Below are 18,802 nucleotides of genomic sequence, written 5' to 3' on the forward strand. Positions count from 1 at the left end.
GGGGCGGGTGCGGGGGTCAGGCTCCGGCGGGGGTCTGGGGCGGGGCCGGGCGGTGGAGGTGGCGGCGGATCGAGGCGACCGCCCCGGCGGCGCCGTCGACGGTGACGGTGAAGGTCCGTCCGTCGGCGAGGCGCAGGACGAGGCCCTCGCCCCGGCGGACGACGACGGCGGTGCCCCGGTCGGGGCGCCAGCGGTAGCCCCAGCCGCCCCAGTGGCGGGGGGTGACCCGGGGGTCGTAGTCGGCGTCGACGACCTCGGCGAGCGGGATGGTCCGGCGGGGGACGCCGATGTGGCCGCAGCGGACCCGCATGGCCCGGTCGTCGACGCGGACCTCCACGTGGACGAAGGCGAGGGTGCCGAAGAGGACGAGGAGTCCCACGGCGACGCAGCCGAAGACGGCCATGGCGAGGGCGGCGATGCCGGAGGTCCAGGGGGATCCGACGGCGAGGGTGACGCCGAGCGCCACGCAGGCGGCGCCCGCGCCGGCGGCGATCCACTGGAAGCGGTTGGTCGCGCGGCCGGTCCACACCTCGGGCCGCCCGTCGCCGGGCTGGTGGCCGTCGGCGCTCGGCCGTCCGGATTCCTTCCTCATATCGGGAATATTACTCAGATATGTCCGGTTCGGCCCGTCCGGCCGCAGTCATCCGGTCACTCCGCGTGAGGTCGCCCCCGGGATCAGCGGGAAGGGGCCGGGGCGCCCGCGAGGAGCCGGCCCGCGGCGTAGTCGAGGGCGGCGGCCGGGAGGGGGCCGGGGCGCCCGCTGAGGAGCACGGAGAGGGTGCCGGTCGGCGCGGCGCCGGGGGCGGGGGCGGCCCCGAGGCGGCGGAGTGCCTGGGCGGCGACGGCGTCGGCGGAGCCATGGAAGGCGATCGGCGGCAGTCCGGGGCGGCGGCGCGGCCCCAGGGCCGCGAGGATGCGGTCCTCGACCAGCTCGTAGTGGGTGCAGCCGAGGACGAGGGCGCGGACGTCCGGCGGGGTGAGCGCGGCGGCTGCGGCGACGGCCCGGTCGACGGCGTCGGGGTCGGCGTGCTCGACGGCGTCGGCGAGGCCGGGGCAGGGCACCTCGGTGATCTCGGCGCCCGCGGCGAACTCGCGGATGAGGCCCCGCTGGTAGGGGCTGCCGGTGGTGGCGGGGGTGGCCCAGATGGCGACCTTGCCGCCCGCGGCGGCGGCCGGCTTGATCGCGGGGACGGTGCCGATGACCGGGATCCCCGGTTCGAGGGCGGCCCGCAGCGCGGGGAGGGCGTGGACGGTGGCGGTGTTGCAGGCCACGATCAGCGCGTCGGGCCGGTGGGCGGCCGCGGCGCGGGCGACGTCGAGGGCGCGCCCGGTGAGGTCCTCGGGGGTACGGGGTCCCCACGGCATGCCGTCGGGGTCGTTGGAGAGCAGCAGCTCGGCGTCCGGACGCAGCCGGCGCACCGCGGCGGCTGCCGGGAGGAGGCCGATTCCGGAGTCCATGAGCGCGATCTTCACCCGGTCACCCTAGCCGATGGGCCCCTCATCCCCGGCTTTCTGGGGCAGACTGCGGCAAATGAGCACCCTTGCCTGGTTCGCCGCCGCCTCGCTGGCCGTCTGGGTCTGGCTCCTGCTCGGCCAGGGCTTCTTCTGGCGCACGGACCAGCGCCTGCCGGACGCCTCGCCCCGCACGCGCGCGCGTGGCGGCGGGGACGACGGCGGTCCCGCGCGCGGGGAGACGTGGCCCGCCGTCGTGGTGGTGGTGCCCGCGCGGGACGAGGCCGGGGTCCTGCCGCTGAGCCTGCCGTCGCTGCTGGCGCAGGAGTACCCGGGCCGGGCCGAGGTGATCTTCGTCGACGACGGGAGCACGGACGGCACCGGCCGGCTCGCGGCCGGCCTGGCCGCGGCCCACGGCGGGCTGCCGCTCACGGTGACGTCGCCGGGCGAACCGGCGCCGGGGTGGACGGGGAAGCTGTGGGCGCTGCGGCACGGGATGGCGCTGGCACGCGCGCGGGGGCCGGAGTTCCTGCTCCTGACGGACGCGGACATCGCCCACCGGCCCGACAGCCTGCGCCTGCTGGTGGCCGCCGCTCGGGACGACGACCGTGACCTGGTCTCGCAGATGGCCCGGCTGCGGGTGGCGAGTTCCTGGGAGCGCCTGGTGGTCCCGGCCTTCGTCTACTTCTTCGCCCAGCTCTACCCCTTCCGCCGGGTCAACGCGCGCCGCCCCCGGGCGACGGCGGCGGCCGGCGGCTGCGTGCTGCTGCGGACGGAGACGGCGGTGGCGGCCGGGGTGCCGGACGCGATCCGCGCGGCGCTGATCGACGACGTGTCCCTGGCGCGCGCGGTGCGGGCGGCCGGGGGCCGGATCTGGCTGGGGCTCGCCGAGCGGGTCGACTCGGTGCGGCCGTACCCGGACCTCGGCGAGCTGTGGCGGATGGTGGCGCGGAGCGCGTACGCCCAGCTGCGGTACGACCCGCTGCTGCTCCTGGGGACGGTCGCCGGGCTGGTGCTCGTCTATTTGGTGCCGCCCGTCGCGTGCGTCGCGGGGCTCGCCTCGGGGGACGCGGCGGCGGCGTGGGCGGGCGGCCTGGCGTGGGCGGTGATGGCGGGGACGTACGTGCCGATGCTCCGCTACTACCGTCAGTCCTGGTGGACGGCGCCGTTGCTGCCCTTCACCGCCCTCCTCTACCTGCTGATGACGGTGGACTCCGCGGTGCGGCACCACCGGGGGCGGGGCGGGGCGTGGAAGGGGCGGATCCACACGGGAGGGCGCGCTGCGGAGAACGGGGAATTCACTCCCCGCCACGGGGAGTAACGCGGCGAATTCGGCGTGTGCGCATCCCGGTGTTCGGTGCGGGATTGACGATTCGACATACCCAAGATCACTTCTCCCACTCCTTCCGGTCGCCTTTTCTTTATCCGTTCTTCATACCGGGCGGGCCGTTCGGGGCCACCCGACCGACCCATCGGTAACCCCCTCTCAGCTCGCGTTTTGCGTGATCTTGGGATGAGGGCATGCCCGTTTTTGACCCGTTCGCTCGGGTTGAGGATCCGCCGTCGTCAGAAGCCCGTCAAAGAAGGTGTTGAGCGGACTCCCCAATCGGCAGATCGTGGGCTTAACTTATGTGCCATGACCTCCCCCCGCTCCAGCTATGGAGGCGGTTACCACACCGCGCCGTCCTTCCCGGACACCCCTATCTACGACTCCCTGGTCGCGGAGCGGGGCATGCCTCAGATCGCCCCGATCCGAGTGCCCGCCGCGTACGAGGCCCCCGTCGGCTACCCGGCGCCCGCGGCGCCGACCGGCTCCTACCTGCCGGCGCTCCCGGCGGCGCTGCCCGCCCTGCCGTCCGCGCCGTCCCCCCAGCCGGCACCGGCCTACCACGGCGGCGGATACGGCTACCCCCAGCCGGCCCCGCAGATGCAGGCGGCGCCCCCGGCGTTCCAGCCCGCACAGTTCCAGGCCGCGCCGCTCCAGGCCGCGCCCACGCCGTACATCCCGCAGCAGCCCGCGCAGCGCGGCTACCCGCAGCCGGTCCCGCAGCCGGCCCGTCCGGCCGGCGGCTACGAGGCGATGCGCCCGGCCGCCCCGCGCCCCGCACCGGCGCCGGTCCCGGCCCCCGCCCAGTACCAGGACCCGTACAACCGCCCCTACCAGGGCGGCGGTTACTGATCCCTCCCCGAAGACCCGGCGCAGCCCCGGCGGAGCGGCTGGCAGGATGAGGGGATGATCGATCCCGTCATCCGCTCCGTCCACGTCCACCCGGTGAAGTCACTGCGCGCCCTCTCCCTCACGGAGGCCGAGGTGCAGCCCTGGGGCCTCGCGCACGACCGCCGCTGGGCGGTCGTCGACGCCAAGGGCACGGTCATGACCCAGCGCCGTCACCCCCGGATGGCGCTGGTGTCGGCCGAACCCCTCCCGGACGGCGGCCTGCGGCTGACCGCGCCCGGCCGGGAACCCCTCACGGTCCCGGTGCCGGTGCCCTCCGCCACGCTGACCATGGACATCTTCGACCAGGCGGTGGAGACGGTACCGGCCGGCGCGGCCGCCGCCGCCTGGTTCTCCGCCTGGCTGGAGGACGACGCGCGCCTCGTCCACCTCGACGCGCCCGAGCACCGGCGCCCGATCGACCCCGCGTACGCGCTCCCCGGCGAGACCGTCAGCCTCGCCGACGGCTACCCGCTGCTGATCGCCGCGAGCGCCTCCCTCGACGCCCTCAACGCGCTGATCGCCGAGGGCGACCACGCCCACGAGGGCCCCCTGCCCATGAGCCGCTTCCGGCCCAACCTGGTCGTCGACGGGACCGCGCCGTGGGCGGAGGACGGCTGGACCCGGCTCTCCGTGGGCGAGGTGACCTTCCGGGTGGCCAAGCCGTGCGGCCGGTGCGTGGTGACCACCACCGACCAGGCCACCGCCGAGCGCGGCAAGGAGCCCCTGCGGACCCTGGGCCGCCACCGCAGGCTGAACGGCAAGCTCGTCTTCGGCCAGAACCTCGTCCCCGAACACACCGGCACCGTCCGCGTCGGCGACCCGGTGAAGGTCCTCGACTGATCCCCCGGCCTCCCCGTTCGACAGGCGGACCGGCCCCGGCGCGGGCAGACTCGTCCGAGGAACGACGAACGAGGGGGTTCCCCCATGCGTGCAGTCACCGGCCTCTGGCGCTGGCGGCACAATCCCCTGCGCCGCACGACGGACCTGGTCGAGGCGTGGGTGGCGCTCGTGGCCGCCGTCGCGCTGTGCCTGGCGGTGCCCCTGGCGGGCTGGGCCGCCGGATCCTCCGCCCAGCACTCCCTCCAGCGCGCCATCCACGCCCAGCAGCAGGGGCGGGCGGAGACCACCGCCCGGGTGCTCCGGCCCGCCCCGACACCGCCGGGCGCCGCCGCGTCGAGCGAGCAGGCCGCCGAACAACGCTTCCGGCGCGCGGTCGTGGCCGACTGGACCGCCCCCGACGGCACCCCCCGTACGGGCACCGTCACCACCTCCCGGGGAAGCGCCTCGCCCGGCGACACCTTCTCCCTCTGGACCGACCGCGCCGGACGTCCCGTCCCCGCCCCCCTGGCCCGCGACACCGCCCGAGCCCACGCCTTCATCGCCGGCCTGACGGCGGCCCTCCTCGCCGGACTCGGCGTGGAGACCGTCCGCCGGCTCGTCATGCGCCGCCTGCTCCTCCACCGCTACGCCCGCCTGGACCGCGCGTGGGCCTCGGTCGGCCCCGACTGGGGACGCACCGGCACCGGCAGTTGATCCGCGGCCGGAACCATCGCGTCCAGAACCACCGTGCCCGGGGCCACCGCTCCCGGAACCGGCGCTTCCGTGCCCCGTACGGGTGCGGCTCGACGACCCGTCAACCCCGCGTCGCCGCGCGCGCTACGGTGGGGCATCGGATCCACTGTCCAGAAGAGGGGATCCAAGACCGCGGATCCACGATCCACGATCCAAAATTTTGGATCCTGGACCTTGGATTCTGGATCCAAAATTTCGGATCCCGGATCCCGGATCCAAAATCCAAGGTCCAGGATCTCGGATCCAAGATCCTGGATCCGGGTCAGCGGCGAACGCACGAGGCGGGGGCAGAGCACACCCATGGCACAGGGCACGGTCCAGGTGACGCACACCGGCACGTCGCGGTGGCGGCGCCGCACGGGCGAGTACGCCTCCCTCGCCGCCGCGTTGGAGGCGGCCGGCGACGGCGACGTCCTCACCGTCGCGCCCGGCACCTACCGCGAGAACCTCGTCGTGACCCGGGCGGTGACCCTGCGCGGGCCGGAGGACGGGGCGGGGCCGGTGCGGATCGCGCCGCCGGACGGGGTGCCGCTGACCCTGCGCGCCTCGGCGGTCGTGCGGGACCTGCACATCGAGGGCCAGGACGTGGCGGCGCCCGCCCTGCTGATCGAGGACGGCACGCCCGAACTTCTCGACCTGCGGGTGATGACCCGCTCGGCCGCCGGCATCGAGGTCCGGGGCCTGGCCCGTCCCACGGTCCGCCGCTGCACCGTCGACAATCCGGCGGGGGTCGGCATCGCCGCCGTGGACGGCGCCGGCGGGGTCTTCGAGGAGTGCGAGGTCGTCTCGGCCGGTCAGGCCGGGGTGTCGGTGCGCGGCGGGGCGCATCCGCGTCTGGAGCGCTGCCGGGTGCACCACGCCTCCGGGGCGGGGATCGCCGTCACCGGCGAGGGCAGCGGCCTGGAGGGCGTCGGCTGCGAGGTGTACGAGATCAAGGGCGCGGGCCTCCAGATCGCGGCCCGCGCGGCCGCGCACCTGGTGGACTCCGTCGTGCACCGCACCTCCGCCGACGGCGTCACCCTGGACACCGACGCCGTGCTGACGCTCTCCGACTGCGACATCCACGACGTGCCGGAGAACGCCGTGGACCTGCGGTCCCGTTCGGTGCTGACGCTCACCCGGTCGACGGTGCGCCGGTTCGGGCGCAACGGCCTGTCGGTGTGGGATCCGGGCACGCGCGTGGACGCCCACCAGTGCGAGATCCACGACAGCACGGGCGACTACCCGGCGGTGTGGGTGAGCGACGGGGCGAGCGTGGTCCTCGACGCCTGCCGGGTGCACGACGTGCCGGACGCGCTGTTCGTGCTGGACCGGGGTTCGCGGGTGGACGTGGTGGACAGCGACCTCACGCAGGTGCGGAACACCGCCGTGTCGGTGAGCGACGGCGCGACCGCCCAGCTCGACGACTGCCGCATCAAGGAGGCGTCCACCGGGGCCTGGTTCCGCGACCACGGCAGCGGCGGCACCCTCGCCAACTGCACCGTGGACAGCGTGCAGACGGGCGTCATCGTCACCAAGGGCGCCGATCCCACGGTCGAGCGCTGTGTGGTCACCTCGCCGGCCGAGGCCGGTTTCTACGTGTCGGCGGAGGGCCGCGGCACCTTCCACGGCTGCCGGGTCACGGGCAGCGGCGGGTACGGCTTCCACGTGATGGACGGCTGCCGGACCGTGCTGCGCCGCTGCCGGACCGAGCGGTGCGCGCGGGGCGGGTACGAACTCCCCGAGGACGGGCCCGTGGCCGAGGAGTGCACCGGTGACGAGAGCGCCGTCCGGACCCCGCCGGTGACCGTCCCGCCCGCGCCGGTCCTGACGGCCACCCAGCACTCCCCCGGCCTGCTCGGCGCCTTCCCCCCGCCGCGTACCGCCGCCGCACCGGCGGCCGCGCCCATGGCGCCCGTCCCGGCCGCCCGGAACCCGGAGGACGTGCTCGGCGCGCTCGACGCACTGGTCGGCCTGGACAGCGTCAAGCACGAGGTGCGGACGCTCACCAACATGATCGAGGTGGGCCGCAGGCGGCAGGAGGCCGGTCTGAAGGCCGCCTCGGTCCGCCGCCACCTGGTCTTCACCGGCAACCCCGGCACCGGCAAGACCACCGTCGCCCGTCTCTACGGCGAGATCCTCGCCTCCCTGGGGGTGCTGGAGCGCGGTCACCTGGTGGAGGTCTCCCGGGTCGACCTGGTCGGCGAGCACATCGGCTCGACGGCGATCCGCACCCAGGAGGCGTTCGAGCAGGCGCGCGGCGGGGTCCTCTTCGTGGACGAGGCGTACGCGCTGTCGCCGGAGGACTCGGGGCGGGACTTCGGGCGCGAGGCGATCGACACGCTGGTGAAGCTGATGGAGGACCACCGGGACGCGGTGGTGGTGATCGTCGCCGGGTACACGGCCGAGATGGAGCGGTTCCTCACCGTCAACCCCGGTGTGGCGTCCCGTTTCTCACGGACCATCAGCTTCGGCGACTACACGCCGGCGGAGCTGCTGCGGATCGTGCGGCAGCAGACGGACGAGCACGAGTACCGGCTCGCGGAGGGCGCGGACGACGCCCTCCTCGCGTACTTCGAGAAGCTGCCGAAGGGGCCGGCGTTCGGCAACGGGCGGACCGCGCGCCAGACCTTCGAGTCGATGGTGGAGCGGCACGCGGGCCGGGTCGCCGGGCTCGCGGAGGCGAGCACCGACGACCTGACCCTGCTCTATCCGGAGGACCTGCCCGAGCTCCCCTGACCGCTGCCGTCCCGGTCGTCCGCCTCCCCGGCGGTCCGCTGGCGGGGCAGGGCGGGCAGCAGCCGGTCCAGGAGCGCGGCCCGGCAGATCGCGAAGGCCGGGTCGGCCTGGTAGTCGGAGTGGCCGAGGACCGGTTCGGGCAGCGGGTGGGCGCGGGTGCGTCCGTACGCGACGGGGTCGCGCAGCACCGGGGCGTCGACGGCCGGGCGGCCCTCCTCGGCCGGGACGCGGACGGGGCCGCCGATGGGGTCGGTGGCGCGGTGCAGATTGGTCCAGCAGTGCACGGCGCGGTGCAGTCCGCTCAGGGCTTCGGGGCCGAAGTAGGCGGGGAACCAGCGTCCGTAGAGCCGTTCCAGCGGGGAGCCGTAGGTGAGCAGGGCGACCCGGGCGCGGGTGGCGGACGGCAGCTGCCAGACGGCCGCGGCGGCGAGGACGCTGCCCTGGGAGTGGCCGGAGATGACGAGCCGGCCGCCGGTGTCCCGGGTCCAGGAGCTCATCCGCCAGGTGAGGTCGGGGACGGCCCGTTCGGCGTAGCAGGGCGGGGCGAAGGGGTGGGCGGCGCGCGGCCAGAAGGTGCCGACGTCCCAGAGGATGCCGATGGTGCGGCGGGCGGAGGCGTCGCGGTAGGCGCGGCGGCCCCAGGTGACGAAGAGCAGGAAGCCGAAGCCGACGAGCCAGGAGCCGAGGGCCTGGGTGGTGGTGGCGAGGGCGGCGATCGCGGGGTGGGCGCCGGAGAAGGCGCGGCCGGGGACCTCGCCGCTGGCCCAGGCGCCGGCGACGGAGGCGGCGCCGAGCAGCAGGGCGGTGCCGGAGACGACGGCGACGAGGACGGGGGCGGAGTCGGTGAGCGAGGCGCGGGCCCGGCTCGCCGCGATCTGGCCGGTGCGGACCGGGTCCGGGTCCTCCCCCGCGTAGTCGGCCTCGACGGCGGGCCGCAGCCGGCGGGCGGCGAGCGCGGTACGGACGCCGAGGAGGGCGGCGGGCGCGAGCAGCAGCAGGATCAGGACGGGGATGACGGACGCCTGCCAGCTGAGGAGGACCGGCGGGCCGGCGAGGGCGCTGGCGGCGGTGCCGGGGGTGGCGGCCCCGTCGAGCCAGTCGGCGACCCGCTGGGAGACGCCGCCGGACATGACGCAGCCCAGCGCGCAGGCCAGCATCGCGGTGGCGGGCCCGCCGAGCCCGGCGAGGGCGGTGCGGGGGTCGCGCCGGGGCCGCTGGAGCAGCAGGGCGACGGCGCCGAGGGCGGTGACGAGGCCGCCCTGGGCGAGGGTGAGCGCGCCGAAGACGGCGTCGCCGGGGAGGGTGCCCGCGGAGGTCCAGCCGGGCCGGTCCCAGGCGGTGTGCACGGCGGTCAGGGCCAGCAGGACGAGGGCCGCGGCCGGCAGGCGGGTGAAGAGGGAGCGCTCGGCGCGCCGGTCGAGCCGGCGTTCGCTGCGGCCGCGTCCGCAGACCGCCCACAGGACGAGGGCGGCGCAGGCCGCGAGGGCGGCCCGCAGGGCGAGTCCGCCGGCGGCGAGGGTGCCGGTGTCCTGCCGGGCGGGGGCGGCGGCGAGGGCCGCGGCGACGGTGAGGAAGCCGGCGGCGGTGTGCGCGGCGCGCAGCCGGGCGACGAGCCGGCGCCCGTACCAGAATCCGGGCCTGCCGAGCGCGGGGCGCGGGTCCCCGGCCGGTACGGCGGCGGTGTCGGTGGGCGGGCGCTGGGCCTCGTACGCGCTCCAGGTGCGGTGGGAGAGGTACCAGAGGAGGCCGACGAGGGCGGCCGGGAGGACGGCGGCGAGGGCGAGGCGGCGGCCCGGGCCCGACCACCAGCCGCCCCGGTCGGCGGCGAGGAAGCCGAGCCAGGCGCGGCCGTCGGCGCAGGCGGGGGTTCCGGCGCACTGCCAGGCCGTCAGGTCGAGGGCGACCTCGCAGGCGGCGGCGGTGAGCAGGACGGTGAGGCTGAGGGCGAGGAGCCGGACCAGGACGCCGTAGAGCCGGACGAGGCCGGGGCGGCCGGGGGCCGGGGGCCGCATCCAGTGGGCGAGGTTGACCACCATGAAGGGCAGGAGCAGCAGCCACAGGGCGCGGGCGCCGTCGCCGGAGGTCAGGTTGGACCAGACGTACGCCTCCGGCACCGGGCGGTCCCCGTACCGGCCGGGGTCCTCCTCGGCGTCGAGGTCCTCGGCGCGGCGGTGGACGGCGGCGGTGTCGTCGCCGGTCACCCGGACGGTCCTGGGGTCGTCGAGCATGGACTGGGGAGTGGCTCCGCCGACTCCGTGGACGAGCAGTTCGAGCGCCGTGCCCCCGTGCTCCGGGGCGGGTGTGGCAGGGGACACTTAGGGGTCTTCCTCTCGTCAGTGGGAGGATGCGACGTCGGTTCCAGGATCGCGGACGGATGACCGTCCGCATACGGTCCCTCACGGAATCCGACACTCATCCCCTTGTTCCCTGCGGAAGGACCGGCCCCGGCGGTGAGCGACAATCAGAACCTCCTCGCGGAGCAGCGGCGCGCCCTCATCCTCGACGAGGTGCGGCGGCGCGGCGGTGTCCGGGTCAACGAGCTGACGCGGCGTCTCGGCGTGTCGGACATGACGATCCGTCGCGATCTGGACGCGCTGGCGCGGCAGGGCGTGGTGGCCAAGGTGCACGGCGGGGCCGTGCCGGTGGCGGAGGCGAGCACCCACGAGCCGGGGTTCGAGGCGAAGTCGGTGCTGGAGCCGAGCGCGAAGGACGAGATCGCGCGGGCGGCGGCGGCGCTGGTGCTGCCGGGTTCGGCGATCGCGCTCTCCGGCGGGACGACGACGTACGCGCTGGCCCGGCGGCTGCTCGACGTGCCGGACCTGACGGTGGTGACGAACTCGGTGCGGGTGGCGGACGTCTTCCACGAGGCTCGGCCGGCGGTCGGTGAGGGGGCGCGGGCGGCGACGGTGGTCCTGACGGGCGGGGTGCGCACCCCGTCGGACGCGCTGGTGGGGCCGGTGGCGGACCGGGCGGTCCGCTCCCTCCACTTCGACCTGCTGTTCCTGGGGGTGCACGGGCTTTCGGTGGAGGCGGGCCTGTCGACGCCGAACCTGGCCGAGGCGGAGACCAACGGCTGTCTGATCCGGTCGGCGCGCCGGGTGGTGGTGGTCGCGGACCACACCAAGTGGGGGACGGTGGGCCTGAGTTCGTTCGGGGTGCTGGGCGAGGTGGACACCTGGGTGACGGACCGGGGGATGGCCCCGGAGGTCCGGGCGGAGGTCGCGGAGCACGTGCCGGGGCTGCTGGTGGCGGGCGAGGCGGCGGGATGAGGCGCTTCCGGGTGGTCCGTCGCGTGCCGCTGGCGCCGGAGGAGGCGTGGCGGCGCCTCACCGACTGGCCGGCGCACGGCCGGCGGGTGCCGCTGACGCGGACGACGGTCCTGACGCCCGGCCCGAACCGGGTCGGCACCCGCTTCACGGCCCGTACCGGTCTCGGCCCGCTGGCCTTCGACGACCCGATGGAGGTGGTCCGCTGGGAGCCGCCCGGCGACGGCCGCCCAGGGGTGTGCCTGCTGGAGAAGCGCGGCCGGCTGGTGCGCGGCCGGGCCGGGATCGAGGTGGCGGCGGAGGGCGGCGGCACGCGGGTGGTGTGGACGGAGGAGCTGGCGGTACGGGGCGTCCCCGCGTTCTTCGACGGGGTGCTGGCGCGGGCGGGCCGGGTGGTCTTCGGTCGCGCCCTCGACGGCCTGCTGGGCTCCGGTCCCGCCCCGGACTCCCGTGGCTCGAACGGACTTTCGCACTGACGGTGCGTCAGCTAGGGTGCTGCTCCCACGCGTCCCGTCCCGGGGAGGTCCGGTCCATGCCACGCCGACTGCGGCCGGTGGAGCTCGGCTTCACCGCCACCGCGCCCGTCCGCCTCGCCTTCGAGGCGGTGCTCCAGGCGCCGCCCCCGGCGGTCTACCGCTCGCTCGCGGTGGAGGTGGGCAGCCTGCCCTCCTGGTTCCGTGCGGTCGCCTCGGCCGTCCCCGCCGACGACGGGGCGCGCCGCACGATCCGGCTGCGCGGCGGCATCCGCTTCGAGGAGACGATCCTGGCCGCCGAGCCGGACCTCCGCTACGCCTACCGGGTCGACGCCACCAACGCGCCCGGCATAGCGGCGCTGGCCGAGGAGTGGGCCCTGGCGCCCCGGGGCGCCGGGACCCGGCTGCGCTGGACGATGGCGGCCGACGGCCCGGCGCCGCTGCGCGCCGGGCTGCGGCTGGGCTCGCCGGGCCTGGGCCTGGCCTTCCGGCGGGCGGCGGCCGCGCTGGACCTGCGGCTCACTCCGGCCAGACGCCCGTCTCCAGGAAGCGCGTGACGGCGGCGGCGTACGGGGCGATGTCCAGGCCCTGTTCGGCGAGCCAGGCGTCCGAGTAGTACTTGTCGAGGTAGCGGTCGCCGGGGTCGCAGATCAGGGTGACGACGCTGCCGGTGCGCTCCTCGGCGACCATCTCGGCCACGATCTTGAGGGCGCTCCACAGGCCGGTTCCGGTGGAGCCGCCCGCCTTGCGCCCGATCGCGGTCTCCAGGGCGCGGACGGCGGCGACGCTCGCCGCGTCCGGGACCTTCATCATGCGGTCGATGGCGCCGGGCACGAAGCTGGGTTCCATCCGGGGCCGGCCGATGCCCTCGATGCGGGAGCCGCAGTCGGCGGTGGCGTCGGGGTCGCCCTGCACCCAGCCGTCGAAGAAGCAGGAGTTCTCCGGGTCGGCGACGCAGATCCGGGTGTCCTGCTGGGTGTAGTGGACGTAGCGGGCGATGGTGGCGGAGGTGCCGCCGGTGCCGGCGGTGGCGACGATCCAGGCCGGTTCGGGGTACCGCTCCAGGCGCAGCTGCTGGTAGATCGACTCGGCGATGTTGTTGTTGCCGCGCCAGTCGGTGGCCCGCTCGGCGTAGGTGAACTGGTCCATGTAGTGGCCGCCGGTGCGCGCGGCGAGCGCGGCGGACTCCTCGTACAGGGTGCGCGAGTCGTCGACGAAGTGGCACTGCCCGCCGTGGAACTCGATGAGCCGGCACTTCTCGGGGCTGGTGGTGCGGGGCATCACGGCGACGAAGGGAAGGCCGATGAGCTTCGCGAAGTACGCCTCGGAGACGGCGGTCGAGCCGCTGGACGCCTCGATGACGGGCTTGCCGGGGCGGAGCCTGCCGTTGCAGAGCGCGTAGAGGAAGAGCGAGCGGGCGAGGCGGTGCTTGAGGCTGCCGGTGGGGTGGGTGGACTCGTCCTTCAGGTACAGGTCGATGCCCCACTTCTCGGGGAGCGGGAAGCGCAGGAGGTGGGTGTCGGCGGAGCGGTTGGCGTCGGCCTGGACCTTGCGGACGGCCTCCTTGAGCCAGGCGCGGTAGGCCGGGTCGCTGCGGTCGACGTCCACGGTGACCAGGGGCTCGACGGTGTGGTGGGGGGTGGTGCTCAACGGTTCTCTCCTCGCTGTCCCGCCGGGGCGGACCCTGGCTTCCCGCACCCGACGATACCCCTCCCACCTGGGCAAACGTTCCCTTTGACGCTCCATAGGATCCCCTTGGGGAACAGCCGTCCGAGGGTCACTGGTGCCCGCGCCGACGGCCCGGCACACTGGGAGGGACGAGGCGGACGGAAGGGGTGGACCGGCATGCCGGAACCGGAGTTCAGCGCCAGGGGCGTACGCATCGCGCGCTGGCCGCGCTCGCTCACCCGGGCCGGGGAGGTGCGCATCGAGGACGGCCGGCTCGCGCTCCTGACGAGTTACGGCTCCGAGATCGACAGCGCGCCGGTCCGGGCGGTGCGGGCGGGCCGGCCGTGGTTCGCGAAGGCGGAGGAGACGGTGGCGAAGGTGAACGGCACGCGCTACCGGCTGACCATGGACGGCGCAGGGGACGACGACGCCCGGGACGCCGAGGAGGCGGGCCGTTTCCTCGCCGCCCTGAAGCGGGCGGCCGCCGGCGGCTGACCGTCCCCGCACGCCGCTGACCTGGGGAAGCTCGCGGCGGGTTGCGGGGCGGTGACGGCTGGTTCAGGCTGGAGGGACCTCACTGAGGGTTCAACGGTGGTGACACTGTGCTCAGTGCGCCGCCCTGATGTACCGCAGGACAGATCCGAATCTCCGTCTACTTCAGACCACTTCGGGGAGTCGCAGCCGTGATCAGCGAGCCGAGCAGGTATTACGCGGTGGAGCTTCAGGCCCTGCCGTCGCGGATCGGTGGGATCCGCAGGATCGTCTCCGCCCATCTGCGCCATTGGCATCTCGACGACCTGGTCGATCCCGTCCAACTGGGAGTGACCGAACTGTTGAGCAACGTGCACCGCCACGCGCAGCCCGACAAGGAGTGCACGGTCGAGCTGGAACTGCTGCTCGACCGGCTGACCGTCTCGGTCCGGGACAACGACCCCCGGATGCCGGTGGCGTCCGGGGCCGCGCTCGAGGACCTCTGGGACGAACGGCCGGAGGCCCTCGCGACCTCGGGCCGCGGCCTGGCCATCGTGGACGCGCTCAGCGACAGCTGGGGCGTGCGTCCGCGAGGCGCGAGCGGCAAGGTCGTCTGGTTCGTCCTGACGGCGCCGCCGCGCGCCGAAGGACCGGCCGCGGTCGGCGCGGAGGCCGGGTTCGGCTTCGGTTTCGCCCCGGTGCCCCTGGCCCCGATCGTCTCGTACAGCCGCCTCGCCGGCGTCCCCCTCCGCCCGCCCGCCGAGGCCCCGGCCCTCGCCGCGAGCGGCGCCCGCCCGGCCTGACGCCGGGCGGGGCCGGGTCCGCGGGGCGAGGCCCCCGGTCGCGCGTCAGGCCGTGGCGACCAGGGTCAGGTACGCGATGCCGAGGACGTTCCGGTAGCCGTTCAGCCAGCCGGAGCGCTGCCGGTCCACCCGCTCGCGGGTCTCGGCGGCCAGCGGATGGTCCGGGTGGGCCGCGAGCCAGAGCTCCGTGTCGTACCGGTAGCCCGACTCGAAGACCTCCCACTCCTCGCGGCCGGCCGACTCGATCCAGGCCGGCCGGAACCCGGCCCCGAGCGCCAGGTCCACCAGGTCGCCCAGCGGGAGGTGGTCGTCGACGCGGGCGCCGGGCCACATCCCGGCGAGCTCCGCCTCCGTCGGGGTCCGCTCCCAGAAGCCCTCGCCGAGCACCACCACGCCGCCGGGCCGGACCAGCCGGCGCAGCTCGCGCAGCACCTCCGCCGGGTCGTACGGCAGCTCCGGGTCGCACAGGGCCTGGCTGGAGCCGAGGCAGAGGACCGCGTCGACGGGGCCGCGGGCGGTGCCGCGCGCGGACTCCTCGACGAAGACGGCGCGGTCCGCGAGACCGCGCTCCGCCGCGAGCGCCCGGCCCCGGGCGAGGTCCTCGGCGTTGATGTCGATGCCGGTGCCCTTCGCGCCGGGCACCGCGTCGAGGACGCGGAGCAGCAGTTCGCCCCAGCCGCAGCCGATGTCGAGGACGTCGGCGGGGCCGGAGGCGGCGATCCGGCGGACGAGGCGTTCGGCCCGGTCCTCGGAGAGCGGGCCGTGGAAGGTGAGGCTGCCCAGGCGGGGCGGGAGCTCGGCATCGGAATCGATCATGGACGGGGACGTTACCGGCCGCGGCCCGTGGCGCCCACCTCTTTTCCGTGCACGCGCGCCCGTCCTCCGCGCGTTTCCGCGTACGCGCCCGTCCTCCGCGCGTTTCCGCGTACGCTCCCGTCCTCCGCGCGTTTCCGCGTACGCGTCCCTCCCCTGCGTTTCCGCGTACGCGCCCCTCCCCATGGGTTTTCGCGTGCGCGTGCCCGCGCCGTGCCTTCCCGTCCGGTCAGACGGGCGCGCCGCCCAGCGCGGTCAGGGGGTCGTCCAGGACCGGCTGCCAGGCCAGTTCGGCCGCGCCCACCAGGCTGTTGTGGTCCAGGGTGCAGGGCAGGATCGGGACTCCGCCGCTGCGGCCCCACAGGCTGCGGTCCGCGACCACCGCGCGCAGCCGTTCCGGGTCGGCGTCCAGCAGCTCGCGGTGGAGGCCGCCGAGGATGATCCGGTCCGGGTTGAGGATGTTCACCAGTCCGGCGAGGCCGAGGCCGAGGCGGTCGATCAGCTCCTCCACCGCGCCCCGTACCCCCGGGTCGTCCGGCGCGGTCCGCAGCAGGTCGCGGGCCTGCTGGAGCAGCGACACCTCGGGGCCCGGCTCCCGGCCGGCGACGGTGAGGAAGGCCAGCGGGTCGGTCTCGACGTCCAGGCAGCCGCGCCCGCCGCAGTGGCAGGGCCGCCCCTCCGGATTGACCGTCAGGTGCCCGACCTCCAGGGCGAGGCCCGAACTGCCCGTGTGGAGCCGCCCGTCGAGGACGAGCGCCCCGCCGACGCCCCGGTGGCCGGTGGCCACGCACAGCAGGTCGCGGGCGCCGCGCCCGGCGCCGTGCCGGTGCTCGGCGAGCGCGGCGAGGTTCACGTCGTTGCCGGTGAAGGCCGGACCCTCGATCCCGGCGCCGCGGATCCGCTCGGCGAAGATCTCCCGGACCGGGGCCCCGGCGGGCCAGGCCAGGTGGAGCGGGTTGAGCGCGGTGCCCTCGGGCTCGGCGACCGCGGACGGCACGGCGAGGCCCGCGCCGACGCAGCGCCGCCCGGTCTCCCGCAGCAGGGCGGCGCCCGCGTCGACGACGGCGCCGACGACCTGCGCCGGGTCGGCCGAGACCGTCACCGCGCCGGGGAGGGTGGCGACGAGGGTGCCGCCGAGGCCGATCAGCGCGGCCCGGAACCCGTCGGGGTGGACCTGCCCGGCGAGCACCACGGGCCCCTTCTCGTCCACGGCGAGCCGGTGCGAGGGGCGGCCCTGCGAGCCGGCGGCGGCCCCGGGGTTGGAGTCGACCCGGATGAGGCCCAGGGCCTCCAGCTCGGCGGCGACGGCTCCGGCGGTGGCACGGGTGACGCCCAGTTCGGCGGTGAGGACGGCCCGCGTCGGCGCCCGGCCGGTGTGCACCAGCTCCAGCGCGGGGCCGAGCGCGCTGCGCCCCCTGTCCAGCCGAGTACGCGTCGTCGTCGCCTTGCCGTTCATGCGCCCGAGTCTCCCATGATCGGGGCCGCCGGCCGGACCCGGGCGGATCGGGCCGGACGCGGGTGCGACGGCGGCCGGGATGCCAGAATCCCGGCGGAGGCGCGGCCACCGGGAGGCGCCCCGCCGGAGGAGGGGGTACGGGATGAGGACCGCGGAGCACATCGACGCGCTGGAGGCGGCCGGGCGGGGACTCGCCGACGCGGCGGAGGCGGCGGGACCGGACGCCGGGGTCCCGACCTGCCCCGGGTGGCGGGTCCGCGACCTGCTGCGGCACACCACCACGGTGCACCGCTGGGCGACGGGCTTCGTCACCGAGGGGCACGCGGAGTACCGCCCCGAGGGCGCGGAACCGCCGCTGGACGGCGCCCCGCTCCTCGCCCACTACCGCGAGGGCCACGCCGCCCTGGTCGCCGCCCTGCGCGCCGCGCCCGGTGACCTGGCCGCCTGGACCTTCTTCCCCGCCCCGTCGCCGCTCGCCTTCTGGGCCCGGCGGCAGGCCCACGAGACGGCCGTGCACCGGGCCGACGCCGAGTCCGCCCTCGCGGCGGGCACGGGACCCGGGCCGGTCGGGGCCGCCTTCGCCGCCGACGGCGTCGACGAACTCCTCGCCGGCTTCCACGGCCTCGACCGCAGCCGGGTCAGGACCGCCGTCCCGCGCACCCTGCGGATCCGGGCGACGGACACCGGGGACGTGTGGACCGTACGGCTCTCGGCCGCGCCGCCCGTGACCGAGCGCGGCACGGCGGACGGCGGCACCGCGGACGGCGGCCCGGCGACCGGGGACCCGGCGGCCGGCGGTCCCGTGGACGCCGAGCTCACGGGGACCGCCGCCCGGCTCTACCTGACGCTGTGGAACCGGCTGCCTGCCTCGGCGGTCACCGCCTCCGGCGACCCGGAGCTGCTGCGGCTGTGGCGGGAGACCTCGGCGATCGGCTGACCCGGCCCGCCGGGTCCGCTTCCCGTCTTCTCTCTTCCCGCTTCCGGCTTTCGGCTTTCGGCTTTCGGCTTCCCGGGGTCAGCGTCCCGGGAGCAGGCCGACCTCGCGGCCGAGTCGTTCGGCGGCGGTGGCGAAGAAGGCGTCCCGGTCCTCGACGATCCGGTTGAACTGCCCGAAGACCTCGAAGGAGACCAGGCCGAAGAGCTGCGCCCACGCGAAGACGAGGGAGACGGCGAGCGCGGGCGGCAGGTCGGGCGCCAGGTCGGCGGCGAGCCGCTCCGCCTCCGGGGTGAGGCTGTCCGGCAGCGGCGGCAGCGCGACCCCCTCGGCCTCGTAGGCGGCGCGGGCGGTCGCCACGAGGAGCAGCCCGACCCGGGCGGCCGGGCCGACCGTGTCCTGCGGGGCGGTGTAGCCCGGCACCGGGGAGCCGTAGATCAGGGCGTACTCGTGTGGGTGGGCGACGGCCCAGGCGCGGACGGCGCGGCAGACGGCGGTCCAGTGGGCGAGGTGGCCCCCGGGGGCGGCCCGCACGGCGGCGGCGTGGGCGGTCTCCGCGGCGGCGCCGACGGCGTCGTACGCGTCGACGATGAGGGCGGTGAGCAGGTCGTCCCGGCTGGGGAAGTAGCGGTAGAGCGCGGAGGAGACCATGCCGAGCTCGCGGGCGACGGCGCGCAGCGAGAGCTTGGCGGCACCCTCGGCGGCCAGCTGCCGCCGGGCTTCGTCCTTGATGGCGGCGGTGATCTCGGCCCGGGCACGGGCACGGGCTCCTTGAACGGTGGTCATGGAGAACAGTCTGCCACGTATCGGATCGGCGCACTAAAAAGAGAGCACTGCTCTTGCATGCGAGCGCCGATCCGTGCAGACTGTTCTCAAGCGAGAGCAGTGCTCACGATTTAAGGAAGCGATACGAGCCGAGAGCAGAGCTCACGCAGTCACAGGTCCTCGCACCCCGCAC

The 18,802-nt window shown here is 75.6% G+C and carries 18 protein-coding genes; 11 read left to right on the forward strand and 7 right to left on the reverse strand.

Annotated elements, in window-relative coordinates; genetic code table 11:
• Positions 1-16: 16 nt before the first annotated feature.
• Both IE326_RS24400 and IE326_RS24405 read right to left on the reverse strand, forming a co-directional pair.
• Entirely contained in the window at positions 17-592 is a 576-nt protein-coding gene (locus IE326_RS24400) for a PH domain-containing protein (protein ID WP_150226862.1), read from the reverse strand.
• 83 nt (positions 593-675) lie between these two features.
• Positions 676-1,473: a glutamate racemase gene (locus IE326_RS24405; RefSeq protein ID WP_190043004.1), complete on the reverse strand. Its 798-nt coding sequence runs from the start codon at positions 1,471-1,473 to the stop codon at positions 676-678.
• Between the two features lie 58 nt (positions 1,474-1,531).
• Between IE326_RS24405 and IE326_RS24410 the strand changes: the two genes are divergently transcribed.
• The 5 genes from IE326_RS24410 (at position 1,532) to IE326_RS24430 (ending at position 7,960) form a co-directional block, all read left to right on the forward strand.
• A complete protein-coding gene (locus tag IE326_RS24410) occupies positions 1,532-2,773 on the forward strand; it encodes a glycosyltransferase (RefSeq protein WP_190043005.1) in 1,242 nt (413 codons plus the stop codon).
• A 315-nt stretch (positions 2,774-3,088) separates the two neighbouring features.
• On the forward strand, positions 3,089-3,631 hold the full coding sequence (locus IE326_RS24415; protein ID WP_150226864.1) for a DUF6643 family protein: 543 nt from the start codon (positions 3,089-3,091) through the stop codon (positions 3,629-3,631).
• Positions 3,632-3,685: 54 nt separating this feature from the next.
• Positions 3,686-4,510 (forward strand): MOSC domain-containing protein, encoded by an 825-nt coding sequence (locus tag IE326_RS24420; protein WP_150226865.1) that lies wholly within the window; start codon positions 3,686-3,688, stop codon positions 4,508-4,510.
• A gap of 84 nt (positions 4,511-4,594) precedes the next feature.
• Positions 4,595-5,203, forward strand: coding sequence for an Rv1733c family protein (locus tag IE326_RS24425; RefSeq protein ID WP_190043006.1), 609 nt, complete (start codon positions 4,595-4,597; stop codon positions 5,201-5,203).
• Between the two features lie 339 nt (positions 5,204-5,542).
• A complete protein-coding gene (locus tag IE326_RS24430) occupies positions 5,543-7,960 on the forward strand; it encodes a right-handed parallel beta-helix repeat-containing protein (RefSeq protein ID WP_190043007.1) in 2,418 nt (805 codons plus the stop codon).
• Here the strand turns inward: IE326_RS24430 and IE326_RS24435 are convergent.
• Positions 7,930-10,275 (reverse strand): hypothetical protein, encoded by a 2,346-nt coding sequence (locus IE326_RS24435; protein ID WP_190043008.1) that lies wholly within the window; start codon positions 10,273-10,275, stop codon positions 7,930-7,932. The genes IE326_RS24430 and IE326_RS24435 overlap by 31 nt on opposite strands.
• A 135-nt stretch (positions 10,276-10,410) precedes the next feature.
• On the opposite strand from IE326_RS24435, the gene IE326_RS24440 reads away from it, so the two are divergent.
• From IE326_RS24440 to IE326_RS24450, 3 genes are read left to right on the forward strand one after another with little or no spacing between them, the layout of a single operon-like run.
• Complete coding sequence (locus IE326_RS24440) at positions 10,411-11,229, forward strand: DeoR/GlpR family DNA-binding transcription regulator (RefSeq protein WP_150226869.1); 819 nt, start codon at positions 10,411-10,413, stop codon at positions 11,227-11,229.
• On the forward strand, positions 11,226-11,702 hold the full coding sequence (locus tag IE326_RS24445; protein ID WP_190043009.1) for an SRPBCC family protein: 477 nt from the start codon (positions 11,226-11,228) through the stop codon (positions 11,700-11,702). The genes IE326_RS24440 and IE326_RS24445 overlap by 4 nt, the downstream gene beginning before the upstream one ends.
• A gap of 56 nt (positions 11,703-11,758) precedes the next feature.
• Positions 11,759-12,256 (forward strand): SRPBCC family protein, encoded by a 498-nt coding sequence (locus tag IE326_RS24450; protein ID WP_150226871.1) that lies wholly within the window; start codon positions 11,759-11,761, stop codon positions 12,254-12,256.
• On the opposite strand, the gene IE326_RS24455 is transcribed toward IE326_RS24450, so the two are convergent.
• A complete protein-coding gene (locus IE326_RS24455) occupies positions 12,219-13,349 on the reverse strand; it encodes a PLP-dependent cysteine synthase family protein (protein WP_190043010.1) in 1,131 nt (376 codons plus the stop codon). The two genes, IE326_RS24450 and IE326_RS24455, sit on opposite strands and share 38 nt — an antisense overlap.
• 195 nt (positions 13,350-13,544) lie before the next feature.
• Between IE326_RS24455 and IE326_RS24460 the strand changes: the two genes are divergently transcribed.
• Both IE326_RS24460 and IE326_RS24465 read left to right on the forward strand, forming a co-directional pair.
• A complete protein-coding gene (locus tag IE326_RS24460; protein ID WP_150226873.1) occupies positions 13,545-13,862 on the forward strand; it encodes a hypothetical protein in 318 nt (105 codons plus the stop codon).
• Positions 13,863-14,050: 188 nt separating this feature from the next.
• Positions 14,051-14,641, forward strand: coding sequence for an ATP-binding protein (locus IE326_RS24465; protein ID WP_150226874.1), 591 nt, complete (start codon positions 14,051-14,053; stop codon positions 14,639-14,641).
• Positions 14,642-14,686: 45 nt separating this feature from the next.
• Here the strand turns inward: IE326_RS24465 and IE326_RS24470 are convergent, their stop codons facing one another.
• Both IE326_RS24470 and IE326_RS24475 read right to left on the reverse strand, forming a co-directional pair.
• A complete protein-coding gene (locus tag IE326_RS24470; protein ID WP_190043011.1) occupies positions 14,687-15,457 on the reverse strand; it encodes an SAM-dependent methyltransferase in 771 nt (256 codons plus the stop codon).
• Positions 15,458-15,683: 226 nt separating this feature from the next.
• A complete protein-coding gene (locus tag IE326_RS24475) occupies positions 15,684-16,910 on the reverse strand; it encodes an ROK family protein (protein WP_150226876.1) in 1,227 nt (408 codons plus the stop codon).
• A 142-nt stretch (positions 16,911-17,052) separates the two neighbouring features.
• Between IE326_RS24475 and IE326_RS24480 the strand changes: the two genes are divergently transcribed.
• Positions 17,053-17,847, forward strand: a complete 795-nt coding sequence (locus IE326_RS24480; protein WP_190043012.1) for a maleylpyruvate isomerase family mycothiol-dependent enzyme — start codon at positions 17,053-17,055, stop codon at positions 17,845-17,847.
• Between the two features lie 78 nt (positions 17,848-17,925).
• On the opposite strand, the gene IE326_RS24485 is transcribed toward IE326_RS24480, so the two are convergent.
• Positions 17,926-18,630: a TetR/AcrR family transcriptional regulator gene (locus tag IE326_RS24485; RefSeq protein ID WP_190043013.1), complete on the reverse strand. Its 705-nt coding sequence runs from the start codon at positions 18,628-18,630 to the stop codon at positions 17,926-17,928.
• Positions 18,631-18,802 lie beyond the last annotated feature (172 nt).

This window comes from Streptomyces filamentosus (assembly GCF_014654895.1).
GTDB lineage: Bacteria > Actinomycetota > Actinomycetes > Streptomycetales > Streptomycetaceae > Streptomyces > Streptomyces filamentosus.

Excerpts from the sequence above, each read along its gene's own strand:
- IE326_RS24410 (WP_190043005.1), top strand. The coding sequence starts at position 1,532 with ATGAGCACCCTTGCCTGGTTCGCCGCCGCCTCGCTGGCCGTCTGGGTC.
- IE326_RS24470 (WP_190043011.1), bottom strand. The coding sequence starts at position 15,457 with ATGATCGATTCCGATGCCGAGCTCCCGCCCCGCCTGGGCAGCCTCACC.
- IE326_RS24450 (WP_150226871.1), top strand. The coding sequence starts at position 11,759 with ATGCCACGCCGACTGCGGCCGGTGGAGCTCGGCTTCACCGCCACCGCG.
- IE326_RS24460 (WP_150226873.1), top strand. The coding sequence starts at position 13,545 with ATGCCGGAACCGGAGTTCAGCGCCAGGGGCGTACGCATCGCGCGCTGG.
- IE326_RS24480 (WP_190043012.1), top strand. The coding sequence starts at position 17,053 with ATGAGGACCGCGGAGCACATCGACGCGCTGGAGGCGGCCGGGCGGGGA.
- IE326_RS24430 (WP_190043007.1), top strand. The coding sequence starts at position 5,543 with ATGGCACAGGGCACGGTCCAGGTGACGCACACCGGCACGTCGCGGTGG.
- IE326_RS24485 (WP_190043013.1), bottom strand. The coding sequence starts at position 18,630 with ATGACCACCGTTCAAGGAGCCCGTGCCCGTGCCCGGGCCGAGATCACC.
- IE326_RS24425 (WP_190043006.1), top strand. The coding sequence starts at position 4,595 with ATGCGTGCAGTCACCGGCCTCTGGCGCTGGCGGCACAATCCCCTGCGC.
- IE326_RS24445 (WP_190043009.1), top strand. The coding sequence starts at position 11,226 with ATGAGGCGCTTCCGGGTGGTCCGTCGCGTGCCGCTGGCGCCGGAGGAG.
- IE326_RS24475 (WP_150226876.1), bottom strand. The coding sequence starts at position 16,910 with ATGAACGGCAAGGCGACGACGACGCGTACTCGGCTGGACAGGGGGCGC.
- IE326_RS24400 (WP_150226862.1), bottom strand. The coding sequence starts at position 592 with ATGAGGAAGGAATCCGGACGGCCGAGCGCCGACGGCCACCAGCCCGGC.
- IE326_RS24420 (WP_150226865.1), top strand. The coding sequence starts at position 3,686 with ATGATCGATCCCGTCATCCGCTCCGTCCACGTCCACCCGGTGAAGTCA.
- IE326_RS24415 (WP_150226864.1), top strand. The coding sequence starts at position 3,089 with ATGACCTCCCCCCGCTCCAGCTATGGAGGCGGTTACCACACCGCGCCG.